Annotated in this window: 12 protein-coding genes and 1 pseudogene; 10 read left to right on the forward strand and 3 right to left on the reverse strand. The window is 44.4% G+C overall.

Going from position 1 to position 12,722, the window contains the following annotated elements:
* The 4 genes from RTS09_RS06990 to RTS09_RS07005 all read left to right on the forward strand — a co-directional run.
* The coding region (locus tag RTS09_RS06990) for a cation diffusion facilitator family transporter (protein ID WP_312535522.1) at nt 1-1,129 on the forward strand (1,129 nt) is incomplete at its 5' end.
* A 291-nt stretch (nt 1,130-1,420) separates the two neighbouring features.
* Complete coding sequence (locus RTS09_RS06995; protein ID WP_144917340.1) at nt 1,421-2,176, forward strand: hypothetical protein; 756 nt, start codon at nt 1,421-1,423, stop codon at nt 2,174-2,176.
* Between the two features lie 18 nt (nt 2,177-2,194).
* Entirely contained in the window at nt 2,195-4,063 is a 1,869-nt protein-coding gene (locus RTS09_RS07000; RefSeq protein WP_312535524.1) for a monovalent cation:proton antiporter-2 (CPA2) family protein, read from the forward strand.
* A gap of 62 nt (nt 4,064-4,125) precedes the next feature.
* Nucleotides 4,126-4,653, forward strand: coding sequence for an O-acetyl-ADP-ribose deacetylase (locus RTS09_RS07005; RefSeq protein WP_095355714.1), 528 nt, complete (start codon nt 4,126-4,128; stop codon nt 4,651-4,653).
* 124 nt (nt 4,654-4,777) lie between these two features.
* Here the strand turns inward: RTS09_RS07005 and RTS09_RS07010 are convergent.
* From RTS09_RS07010 to RTS09_RS07020, 3 genes and pseudogenes are all read right to left on the reverse strand, one after another.
* A pseudogene (locus tag RTS09_RS07010) lies at nt 4,778-4,864 on the reverse strand (hypothetical protein); the annotation flags it as partial.
* An 88-nt stretch (nt 4,865-4,952) separates the two neighbouring features.
* Nucleotides 4,953-5,237: a YbdD/YjiX family protein gene (locus tag RTS09_RS07015; RefSeq protein WP_007115971.1), complete on the reverse strand. Its 285-nt coding sequence runs from the start codon at nt 5,235-5,237 to the stop codon at nt 4,953-4,955.
* A gap of 86 nt (nt 5,238-5,323) precedes the next feature.
* Complete coding sequence (locus RTS09_RS07020) at nt 5,324-7,414, reverse strand: carbon starvation CstA family protein (RefSeq protein ID WP_409418381.1); 2,091 nt, start codon at nt 7,412-7,414, stop codon at nt 5,324-5,326.
* Nucleotides 7,415-7,921: 507 nt separating this feature from the next.
* On the opposite strand from RTS09_RS07020, the gene RTS09_RS07025 reads away from it, so the two are divergent.
* The 6 genes from RTS09_RS07025 to scpB all read left to right on the forward strand — a co-directional run bounded on the left by RTS09_RS07025 (nt 7,922) and on the right by scpB (nt 12,716).
* The gene (locus tag RTS09_RS07025) at nt 7,922-8,911 is read left to right on the forward strand and encodes an LpxL/LpxP family acyltransferase (RefSeq protein WP_312535693.1); all 990 of its coding nucleotides are present in this window, start codon (nt 7,922-7,924) and stop codon (nt 8,909-8,911) included.
* A gap of 127 nt (nt 8,912-9,038) precedes the next feature.
* Nucleotides 9,039-10,130 (forward strand): tryptophan--tRNA ligase, encoded by a 1,092-nt coding sequence (trpS, locus tag RTS09_RS07030; RefSeq protein WP_095355729.1) that lies wholly within the window; start codon nt 9,039-9,041, stop codon nt 10,128-10,130.
* Between the two features lie 10 nt (nt 10,131-10,140).
* A complete protein-coding gene (locus RTS09_RS07035) occupies nt 10,141-10,755 on the forward strand; it encodes an O-methyltransferase (RefSeq protein ID WP_312535530.1) in 615 nt (204 codons plus the stop codon).
* Between the two features lie 7 nt (nt 10,756-10,762).
* Entirely contained in the window at nt 10,763-11,389 is a 627-nt protein-coding gene (locus RTS09_RS07040; protein WP_312535533.1) for a nuclease-related domain-containing protein, read from the forward strand.
* On the forward strand, nt 11,386-12,174 hold the full coding sequence (locus RTS09_RS07045) for a segregation and condensation protein A (protein ID WP_312535535.1): 789 nt from the start codon (nt 11,386-11,388) through the stop codon (nt 12,172-12,174). Before RTS09_RS07040 ends, RTS09_RS07045 begins: the two co-directional genes overlap by 4 nt.
* Entirely contained in the window at nt 12,171-12,716 is a 546-nt protein-coding gene (gene scpB, locus RTS09_RS07050; protein WP_312535537.1) for an SMC-Scp complex subunit ScpB, read from the forward strand. Before RTS09_RS07045 ends, scpB begins: the two co-directional genes overlap by 4 nt.
* Nucleotides 12,717-12,722: the final 6 nt, after the last annotated feature.

Below are 12,722 nucleotides of genomic sequence, written 5' to 3' on the forward strand. Positions count from 1 at the left end.
CCCAAAACCGCTTCAAGATTCAAAGCAGCCTACTGATGTGCACCCTAATGCGCATAGTCATGGCAACAATCATCACCATAAGGACATAACAATGACCCCAAAACCGCTTCAAGATTCAAAGCAGCCTACTGATGTGCACCCTAATGCGCATGGTCATGGCAACAATCACCGCCATGAGGATGCTGACCACAGCCCCAGTCACAGTCACAGTCACAGCCATACCGATAATCAGCGTATCATCACGATAGCGTTTGCTATCATTGCAAGCTATATGATTGTTGAAGTCATCGGCGGTTATATTACCGGCAGTTTGGCGTTGTTATCAGATGCAGGTCATATGTTTAGTGATGCGGTGTCACTTGCCATGACTTTGTTTGCGTTTATCATCGGTAAAAAATCCGCTACCTCTCATAAAACTTTTGGTTATCGCCGTTTTGAGATTTTGATTGCGCTCATCAATGGGGTAACGCTACTGATTATCAGTGCAGGTATCATTTATGAAGCCGTGCTGCGTTTTCAGCAGCCGCCACAAATCGCCACCACGGGTATGCTGTTTATCAGTACTATTGGGCTTATCGTCAATTTGGTGGTGGCGAAGCTGATGCACGGTGGTGATACTGATAATCTCAATATGAAAAGCGCTTATTTACATGTATTAAGTGACTTGCTAGGCTCGGTGGCTGCGATTATTGCTGCTATTGTGATTATGCTGTTTGGCTGGGTGTGGGCAGATGCGGCAGTGAGTATTTTGGTGGCGCTACTGATTGTTCGCAGTGGTTATGCTGTCGTCAAAAATGCCGCCCATATCTTGATGGAAGGCGCGCCCAATGATATTGACCAAAGCGCTATTATCAAAACCCTCTCTGCCCACCCAAACGTTTTATCGGTTCATGATTTACACGTCTGGACGATTACCAGCGGCTTACATAGTTTATCTTGTCATATCATCGTCCCAAGCTCGCTTACCCTGCAGCAAACTGACGCGCTATTATCAGACTTACAGCACGAGTTACAGCATTTAGGCATTGGGCACAGTACCATTCAATTTGAGAGTGATTTGCATGCGCACTCCGCGCAGTTTAATTGTGACATTACCAGCACACCCCCTGTCCATGCGCATGCGCACTAACCGACTTTTTGGCCTAAGGTGCCAAAAAATCGGTGCTGCCGCTGAGCGTTTTTTAGTTTTTTTTGTGGTGTTTGCTGGTTGCTTGCTTAACTTTTCTTACGATTAATTGCGTAATAGTGCGCATTACTTAGGCTAAATATGTTAGGATGAATCAGCACCATGCTGTGGCAAGCGTTGTTTGCTAAACGCTTGCTAAACGTTTGCCAAACAATTAAACATCTGTATTTAATATCTATTTAAGTTTCTATTAAATCTATATAACAATTACTAGCTTACTGGAGGTAAACGCGTATGACACACCGTTCTGCACCTTTCGTGGCACCCAATTTGCATCTCACCCAATCTGATGGCTCAGACAACTCAGATAATGGCAATCCCTCAGCATTGCTGGTTGATGAAAAGGCGCATAAAAAACAGGTCAAGTTATTGCTCTCGACCTTGCAAGCCGATATTGCCCAGTTTCGGGATAATTTTTTTCCGCCGCCCTATCTCACCCAAATTCAAGATTTGCCTATTTATGCAGGCAATTTGGCAGAGGTGCAAAGCTATGAGCAAACCTGGCAAGCTTTGATTGATCGCGCCAAAGGGTTTTATCCCTCGGCAGGACTGCCGCCTGATTATCTGCCATTACCCGCAAGCCTTGAGATACCGCAGTTTATTTATCATGTGCAAAAACTACATTTGACCCGTACCAAAGCCAAGGAATCCAAAAATTTTGGCTCGGTGGGTGCACTGGTTGAAAAATGCGGTCCGTATGAGGATGCCCAGTTGATGGCGATGGAAAATGCCTTAGCCAAAGGCGAAGACGTGCGGCTGGTGGCGCATCGTGAATTTATTGATTTACGTGCTTATGTGTTTTGTCGCAATCCCAAAGGCGAATTGCTAGAGCCTGAACGGATTCGTTTTTATCGCACAGGTTTGGTTATTCAAACATTAGCAGACTTTAAAGTGGTGGACAGTCGGCAAACTCCCCGTAAAAAACGCAATGACGCCTATAAAAATGCGATTGCCGATAATGGGATTTGGAAAATTTTTGTCAAAAATTAAAAATAATTGAGGTTTTGTATGTTTGTGCTTGCTGCCGGTGCTGATAGTTCTATGATGCTTGACGCAACTATCTTTTTGGGTGCGGCAGTGATTTTGATACCGCTCGCAAAGCGTTTTGGTATCGCCACGGTATTGGGTTATTTGTTTACCGGTTTGCTACTAGGTCCGAGTTTTTTAAAAGTTGCGGGCAACCCCGATGACTTGCTGCATTTTTCTGAATTTGGGGTCGTGCTGCTATTATTTATTATTGGTTTAGAGCTACAGCCTTCTAGGCTTTGGGCACTTAGGCAACAGATTTTTGTGTTAGGCGGGCTGCAGGTGATTGTCACGGGCGTGGTGCTGATGCTGCTATCGTGGTATTTTTTAGATATTCGGCTATCAAATAGCTTTGTCATCGGTTTTGGCTTGGCGCTGTCATCAACGGCGTTTGTGTTGCAGTTATTGGGTGAAAAAAAGCAGCTTGCCACCACGCATGGTCAACAAGCCTTTACTATTTTATTGTTTCAAGATATCGCGGTTATTCCTTTACTTGCCGCATTGCCATTTTTGTCGGGCGCGCAAGAGCAAAATTACGATTGGATTTATTTTGCCAAAGTCATCAGTATTTTTGCTGGCATGATATTTGTCAGTCGGTTTGTGGTACGTCCTTTCTTTAAGTTCGTGGCCTCTAGTAACGCCACCGAGCTGCTCACCGCCACGGCGTTGTTTATCGTACTGGGTGTGTCGCTATTGATGAATTATATAGGCTTGTCAATGGCACTTGGGGCATTTTTAACCGGGGTGCTACTGGCTGACTCCGAATACCGCCACGAGTTAGAGGCAAGTATTGAGCCATTTAAGGGGTTGCTGCTTGGGCTGTTTTTTATGTCAGTTGGCATGCTTACCAACGTCAAATTAATTGTCGCCAAGCCCTTTCTCATCATTGGTTTGGCAGTATTGCTGATGCTCATTAAGTTTGTGGTGCTGACAATCATTGCGCGGCTCATGGGCAACAAAAACGAAAGCAGTATCCGTCTTGGGGTGACGCTAGCGCAAGGCGGGGAATTTGCGTTTGTACTGTTTAGCGTGGCGACCGCCCAGCATCTGTTAACCCGTGAACAACAAAATATCCTAAACCTTGTGGTAACTGTCTCAATGGCAATGACACCACTGGCATTTTTATTACTGGAAAAAATTGGTAATCCGATATTTGCCAAAGCTAAGCCCAGTAAAGAATACGACAAAATACCCAACCATGAGCACGCAGTGGTGATTGCAGGATTTGGACGTGTCGGGCAAATCATCGGCCGTGTGCTACGCATGCACAATATTGAATTTACCGCGATTGAAAAATCTGCCAACCAAGTCGATTTCGTCCGCAAATTTGGTAACCAAGTATACTATGGCAATCCCCAAAATCCTGAAATCCTACGCGCAGCAGGGCTTCAACGAGCCAAAGTTTTTATTATTGCCATTGGCGATATCGAGCTGTCTGCAACGGTGGCCGATTATGTGGTACGCAATTATCCGCATTTGACCATCTTGGCACGTGCCAAAAACCGTGAGCATTATTATCGTTTGCGCGATGCGGGGGTTAAGTATATTTGGCGAGAAACCTACCTATCTTCACTGGATATGTCACGCGAAACCTTGGAAGTATTGGGCATGGCACCACAAACTGCCCGAAAAACCGTGCAAATGTTCCGCGATTATGATGACGCATTGATTGAACGGCAGCGCGCCATCTATGAAGATGAAGCCGAGATGATTGCCTCAGCACAATCGGCGATTCAAGAACTCGAAAGCTTATTTGATAGCGATATGACCACCGCGAAACATGAACTCAATAAAGAAAAAGAGCGGTTTGAAAAATTGGCTGATGAATCCTACTCGCAAACCAAAAAATAACCCAAACAAACCATCAATAGAAACGAACATTTAAAATGTTAAAAATCATAAGGGGTACAAGCATGCAAATCCGTGTCGTACAACAAGATATTACGACCCTAGCTGTTGATGCGATTGTCAACGCTGCCAACAATTCATTGCTCGGTGGTGGCGGGGTTGATGGCGCTATTCACCGTAAAGCAGGCACGTCACTACTTGCGGCTTGTCGAGTGATTCATGATGAGCAAGGCGGTTGTCCTACTGGCAAAGCCGTGATTACCCCTGCAGGGAATTTGCCCGCCAAATATGTGATTCACACCGTCGGACCTGTTTGGCATGGCGGACAGTCAAATGAGTCAGCGCTACTAGCAAGCTGTTACACCGAATCGCTGAAACTTGCTGAGCAAAACGGTGTTAAAACCATTGCTTTTCCCAATATTTCAACGGGTGTGTATCGTTTTCCAAAACAACAAGCCGCACAAATTGCGGTAAACACCGTAAAAGATTTCGTCAAGCAAAACGAAAATCATGAATTTGAAGACATTATCTTTGTCTGTTTTGATGCAGAAAATTATCAGCTTTATCTAAATTTAGTCCAACCCGAAAATTAAAATATGCAAATTTTACATGATGGCGAAGCTTTAACTATCGCAAAGCAGTATCTGAACGCAATGTCCAAATCCATGGGCGACTGCCAACTTGCAATCATGAAAAATGAAACAATAAACCGCCTTAAGGGTGCATGATATGAGAGCCTACACACACTGCCACCAGACCTGCCAACGGGCGATTGTGTATAAATCTTGGGTCATTTTTGCCGACAATCATTGGCCATATTTACAAAAATTAACAATTCAATTTTGATAAAAAAAACAGCCTAATTTTAGACTGTTTTTTTAATGTTTTTTGATTAACAAGGGCATCGCTTCATGCCACCGCCATTACTCGGGTAGCGCGCATCGACGCAGTAGCGAAAAAAGGTCTTTTCATCCATCGGCTCTAGATCAGGATGCTGCTCCTGCATATGGCTGACGTAGGTCGCATAATCAGGGACACCGACCATCAAACGAAAGCTTTGTTGCATCCGTTTGACCAGCGTGATTAGGCGGGTCATATTTTTTGGGCTAAAAATTACCTCCTTTTGCGCCTTTAAGGTCATTTTAATCAAGTTAGCGATTAACGCGTTATTACTCATGTGACTCTCCTTCTATCTGCCTAGCATGGTTTTGGTGAAATCCAAGCAATTGCACAAATATAAGTGCAATCGCTGTTAATTTTTCACTAATGCGGTGCAGAAATATTCAAGGGTTTTGGATCTTCATAAATCGCCTCACCTTCAACCACAGTAGGTTTATCACTTGCCAAGGCTTTTGTTAATGCGCGAATCGTACCGAAAATCATTACAATCATCACAATCATAAAGAAGCCACAAAGCACGGCATCCACATAGTTTGAGAATACGATGGTTTGCATCTCATCCAAGGTTTTGGCAGGTTTTAACACTTCACCTTTGGCAATCGCGGCGCTGTATTTGTGCGCTTGCGCTAAGAAACCAATCGCTGGGTTTTCATGGAAGATTTTTTGCCAACCTGCCGTCAGACAGGTAATCAATAAGAAAACCGTGGGTGCCACAGTGACCCAAGCGTACTTTTGTTTTTTCATTTTAAATAAAACTGCGGTACCTAGGGTTAATGCCATGGCTGCCAAGATTTGGTTACCGATGCCAAATAGCGGCCACAATGAGTTAATGCCCCCAAGCGGATCAATGACGCCTTGGTAGACAAAGAAGCCCCAAGCGGCGACTGCAATCAAAGTTGCAAGCAAATGCACGCCGAGATTGGTTGAGCCACGTACCGATGGCACCACGATGCCAATTGTGTCTTGTACCATAAAACGACAAGCACGCGTCCCTGCATCGACTGCAGTCAAAATAAACAAGGCTTCGAATAAAATCGCAAAATGATACCAAAACCCCATCATTGCGGTACTACCAAAGATAGACGATAGGATATGTGCCATCCCAATTGCAAAGGTCGGTGCACCGCCTGTCCGTGAGATAATAGAGCTCTCACCCACTTGCTGCGCTAGTGTCGTAAGCGCATCGGGGGTAATTACAAACCCCAATTTTTGGATAGCGGCTGCCGCTGTCTCTGGGGTTGTACCTAAAAGCGCTGCTGGGGCATTAATCGCAAAATACATACCAGGGTCAAGAATGGTGGCACAGATCATTGCCATGATACCAACCATCGACTCCATGAGCATACCACCATAACCAATGGCGCGAGTATCCACTTCATTATCCACAAGTTTTGGGGTCGTACCACTCGATACCAACGCGTGAAAACCAGAGATAGCACCACAAGCAATGGTAATAAACAAGAACGGAAATAACCCGCCTTTAAATACTGGTCCCGTGCCATCGATAAATTTGGTAACCGCGGGCATTTTTAACTCTGGCATGGTAAAGATAATCGCCAGTGCCAAACCTGCAATCACCCCTATTTTTAAAAAAGTAGATAAATAATCACGCGGTGCAAGCAGCAGCCACACAGGCAATACCGACGCTACCACACCATAAATCATCAATGCCCAAGTCAGCTGGGTACCTGTCAAGGTAAACAATTCAGCCATCGCAGGGTCTTTGGCAATATCGCCACCAAATACAATCGCCGCCATCATCAACACAAAGCCGATGATAGACACTTCCATGATTTTACCTGGGCGTAGATAGCGCATATAGATGCCCATCAGTAGCGCGATTGGAATCGTTGCCGCGATGGTAAATAGCCCCCAAGGACTGTGCGCTAGCGCCTTCACCACCACCAGTGCCAGTACGGCAAGAATAATGACCATCACGCCGAGTGCGCCGAGCATCACCGTAATACCCGTAAAAGTACCCAGCTCGTCTTTTGCCATTTCACCCAGTGATTTGCCATCACGGCGGGTCGAGATAAATAGCACAGTAAAATCTTGTACCGCACCTGCAAATACCACCCCAATGATAAGCCATAGCGTACCTGGCAAATAACCCATTTGTGCCGCTAAGATAGGACCGACTAATGGACCTGCTCCAGCAATCGCAGCAAAGTGGTGGCCAAATAAGACGTATTTATTGGTAGGAACATAATCTAAACCATCTTTTAGGCGGTGAGCCGGTGTCACGCGGCGGGGATTGAGTTCAAAGACTTTTTTGGCGATAAATAAGCTATAGTAGCGATAAGCAATGCTATACGAACACACGGCAGCGGCGACGAGCCACACCGCATTGATACTTTCGCTGCGGTGCAGGGCGATTGTCCCTAACGCCACTGCGCCAATAATTGCAACAAGTAACCACACTATCTTTGATAGCATGGGGGAGTTACTTGTCATTGCGGAATTTGTCTGCATGTCAACTCCTTTTTATATGAAGATCATCCTAGGATAGAGATAAAAGCAATTATCTTCAACTGAACTAAATTAACATGTAATTACGTTAAAGCATTATTGCTTCTTTTTTGTAATATTTTGCAAATTGTAACATGGATTGGTGGTCATTCGTCATTCAATGTATCACTGTTACTCAATATATACTAAATTTACTGGCTTTAGCCTGCGTCGTTGTTTGGTATAATGACCCAATCAGCTTAAAAGCCTGTACATTTTAGCCTATATTTTTTGACCAGTTTTACAAACTTAATCGGCCAAGTCGCTGCTACAGCATTTATTTTTGCATTTTTTATGTATTTTTATGCTTTTTTTAATGAAACATACCCTATGAAACCAACCCAAAATCATAAGCCTCAAATGTTTGACCCAGCAGCCAAAATGACTCCGGTTGATACTGCCAGTAATGCCGATGCCAATCTGCTACATCAGTCAACTGTAACACTTGAAGGCATGCCAAAGGTGAGCGAGTTGCAAAAACTGCAATCAGCGACCCGTACAGCGCGCAAGCCTTTTCAGTGGCAGTTTTTGTTGCCGCAATATTGGGGGATTTGGCTTGGGGTTGCGCTAATTTTGCCATTGATTTATTTGCCGTTACGCTATCAATTTAAAATCGGTCATTTTTTGGGAAAATTGTTATTTGGACTGATTAAAAGCCGCCGAGCCGATACTTTGACCAATCTGTCATTGGCGTTTCCAGAACTCAGCGAAGATCAGCGTTTAGAGATGGCAGAGAAGATTTTTATCAATGCCGGTGTGGGTGTGTTTGAAAGTCTGTGTGCGTGGTATCGACCTGATGTATTTACCCGCTGTGTCACTGTATCAGGGCTGCACCATGTCAAAAACGCCCAATCGCAAGGTAAAGCGGTGATTTTACTTGGCATCCATTCGACTTTGCTCGATTTGGGTGGACGGCTGACCACCATGTTTACCCCGCTGGATGTGGTGTATCGACCGCAAAACAATGCGCTGCTTGATTGGTTTATTTTCAACGCTCGCTCAAAGGTTTATAGTGACCAAATCAGTCATCGCGATATGCGCCATTTTGCCAAAAATCTTAAAGACAACCATGTGGTATGGATTACCCCCGACCAAGATTTTGGGCTTAAACAAGGCGTGATGGCAGACTTTTTTGGGGTGCCCGCTGCCACCTTGACCGCACCACGTCGTATGGCAAAACTGGGCAATAAAGCCAATCCACCTGCCGTGATGATATTGCATTTTTATCGGGAAACCCCGGATGAGATGCCAAAAGGTCGCAAACCGCATTATCACATCATCTTCTCGCCTATCATTGACAACTACCCAACCGAAGATGAATTAGCGGATGCCAAACGCATCAATCAGCTATTAGAAAATTATATCCGTATCGACCCGACCCAATACATGTGGTTTCATCGGCGCTATAAAACTCAGCCTACTGGTATCCGTTATTACCGCTAATATTACTCATTTGGCTCATGGGGCTCAGCCAATTTTTGGCATGAATTTGTAGTCAAAAACCGCTATACTAGCGGACAATTTTTTTGCCTATTCTGTACTTTTTTTGCTTTTGTTTGGAATTTTGAATATGAATGATAAAACAGCCGCGCCGCGCCGCATTTTAACCGGTATCACCACCAGTGGTATTCCCCATCTTGGCAACTATGTCGGTGCCATTCGTCCAGCCATACAATCGGCGATACAAGGCGCCAGTACGGGAGAAAGCGATGCTTATTTTTTCTTGGCAGATTTGCACGCACTCATCAAATGCCACGACCCTGAGGCGATTCATGCATCGACCAAGGCAATTGCCGCTACGTGGCTTGCGTGTGGTCTCGACCCTGAGCGCGTGGTATTTTACCGCCAATCGGACATTATCGAAATTCCAGAACTAACTTGGGTGCTCAACTGTAACTGTGCTAAAGGGTTGATGAACCGTGCACACGCCTACAAAGCCGCCGTAGATGCCAACCGTGAAACGCCAGACACTGACCCTGATTATGGCATTTCGATGGGGTTATTTAGTTATCCTGTGCTAATGGCTGCGGATATTTTGATGTTCAATGCCACCCATGTGCCTGTGGGGAAAGACCAAATCCAACATATCGAGATGGCACGTGATATAGCAGGTACCTTTAATTTTCGCTATTGTGACCCGGAAAAACCGATTTTTGTATTGCCCGAAGCCATGGTAGATGATGACACGCCGCTACTGACGGGGCTTGATGGTCGTAAAATGTCAAAAAGCTATGGCAATACCATCCCGTTATTTGGCGACCCTTCATCAAATCAGTCGCAAGTAGACGGTGAAAAAGCACTGCGAAAAGCCATCATGCGTATTGTTACTAATTCACAGCTGCCAGAAGAACCCAAAAATCCCGATGAATCCACGATTTTTGAGATTTATCGTGCATTCGCTAGCGCGGAAGAACAACAACTACTGCGTCAACGTTTTGAGCAAGGTATCGGTTGGGGGGATGCCAAAGAAGTGTTGTTTGAAAAAATTAACAGCGAAATTGCCCCTTTCCGTGCTCGTTACAATGAATTGATGGCGAATCCAAAAGAATTGGAAGAAATCCTACAAATGGGCGCAGAAAAAGCCCGCCGTGATGCGCGCAAACGCCTTGAAAAAGTACGAAAAGCCATTGGTATCAAACCCCTTGCTAAACTCAAAAAATAACGAGTCACTCATGTCATTTGCCCACTTTAAAGCCTACACCGATAGGCTTTATCAAATCGATAAAGCCTTCGACGATGCGCAGCCCAACCGTCTCAACCGACATCGCCACCTTGAGCCTGATTCAGCCGAGTTTCTTGCCAGTCTGGTTATCAGTAAGCGGGCTAAAAATATGTTAGAAATCGGCACATCAACGGGCTACTCTACGCTATGGCTAGGCTATGCGTTAGCCCAAATCAATCGTGCCAATACCGCGGATACTGCCACGTTGACATCGATTGATATCGATGAGTGGCGATTACTAACCGCGCGCAATCACCTGCGCACCTTGCAGTTTGACCACAATATCACGCTACAACAAGTCGATGCGAAGGATTTTTTACGTCAGTCAACCGCTCATTTTGATGTGATTTTCTTGGATGCAGAGCGCAGGTTTTATGGCGACTATGTGGCTGACTTTAAGCGATTGCTGACCTTTGGCGATATGCTGATTGTCGATAATGTGATTTCTCATGCCGATGAAGTAGCAGCGTTTTTGTCAGACTTTGAACAAGACAGCAACTATCTGTGCTCTACCCTATCAATTGGGGCAGGATTGTTTTTAGCAGTTAAACAATCAAAGGATTAATAACAAAATGCTATGGGAATTATTAAAACAAATTTGGTGGTTAATTCCTCTTTTCCTTATCATTAGTTTATTAAAATCGCCTACTTTTAAGGGTTGGTTTGGCGAAAAAATGGTTGAAAAAGCTGCTAATCGCAAGCTGCCACATGATAGATACCATGATTTTCAAAACGTCACTTTAGCAACTGATGAGGGTTCTACGCAAATTGACCATATTTATGTGTCGCGTTTTGGTATTTTCGTGGTTGAAACTAAAAACTATAAAGGGTGGATTTATGGTAAAGTCAAAGATGCCAAATGGACGCAAAATATTTATGGCAAAAAACATCTTTTCCAAAATCCGTTACGACAAAATTATAAACATATCAAAACATTAGAGAATTTATTAGATTTACCGAATGACGTTTTTCATTCAGTTATTGTATTTACAGGTGAATGTGAATTAAAAAGTAATTTTCCAGCCAATATTTGCCGCTTGGGAAACTTTACAGATTATATTTTGTCATTTGACCAACAAAAACTCAGCGACATACAAGTTCAGCAAATCTGCCAATTATTGGCTAAAAATCGTCTTGATAATACGCTTAAAACTCGCCATCAGCATATTCAAAACCTAAAAAAACAACATCACAAATGACCAATTTAGCCATTCGAATTTTTGAGACGCCTGTTCAAAGTCTGCCCGAAGACCTTTATATTCCGCCCGAAGCCTTTGCCATTTGGCTAGAGCAGTTTGAAGGTCCGCTGGATTTTTTGTTGTACTTAGTCAAAAAAAATAACTTTGATATCACCACCACAGCGATTTTGCCGATTACCGAGCAGTACCTGACTTATATTGATGAGTTGGATGACAATCATTTTGAGTTGGCAGGCGATTATTTGCTGATGGCAAGTACCTTAATTGCTATCAAAAGCGAATTGTTACTACCAAGCCCGCAACAGCCAGAGGATGAAAAAAACCCCACCAAGCAGCTGATTGACAGACTTGAACAATACGCCCAAATCAAACACGCCAGTCAGCGTATCGATGCGTTAATGCGGCTTGAGCGCGATGTGTTTTTGGCATATGCCAGTTTGCCAAGCCCTGATATATTAGCCAAAGAGATTGCGCCCTATCCTGCCACCATGCTTGCCGATAGCTTAATCAAAATGCAGCTAAAACCCGATTACCAAATGCACCATGTCAAAGCCGATATCGTGCCTTTGGCAGAGCGTATGGCAAGTATTAGCCGTATGTTGGCAAGTCGTGGTCAAGGCACTTTCCACGATATATTAGATAAATCACAAGGCAAACTGGGTGTGGTGGTGAGTTTTGTCGCCATTTTGGAATTAGCAAAACAACGGATGCTAAAGTTTGTCGCACAACAAAATGACGAATCTTCCGATGTAAGCGAACTAACCTTGATATGGGCATCGTCATGACCGATTTTAACCAACAACATCAGCTTGCCCAGCAGCATAGCAAATCTATCGAAGCGATTTTACATGCCTCAGAAACCCCGATTACTGCCAAACAGCTATGTCACTGGCTATCGATTAATCCAAACCAACTGAGCATGGCGCTCACGGTCTTGCAGCAGCGTCTATCACAAGGCGCGTTAACCTTAGCGGATACCGCGAGCGGCTACCGATTACAAATCGCCAATGACTTTAGCCCGCTTATTCAGCAAGTTTTTCCCCAGCGTCAAGAAACCTTAAGCCAAGCGCTATTAGAAACGTTAAGTGTGATTGCTTACAAACAACCGGTGACGCGTGGCGATATTGAGCAAATTCGTGGCGTGACTGTATCGAGCAATATTTTACGGCAACTATTTGATAAAGGCTGGATTATTGAGCAAGGATTTCGCGATACGCTGGGACGGCCTGCACTACTGCATACCACGCCAGCGTTTTTAGCCGCCTTTGGGCTTAAAAGCTTGCAAGATTTACCTGACCTACCTGATGTGCAACAGCTTGAGATTTGACTTCCT

The organism is Moraxella sp. CTOTU47618 (genome assembly GCF_032017425.1).
Lineage (GTDB): Bacteria > Pseudomonadota > Gammaproteobacteria > Pseudomonadales > Moraxellaceae > Faucicola > Faucicola tetraodonis.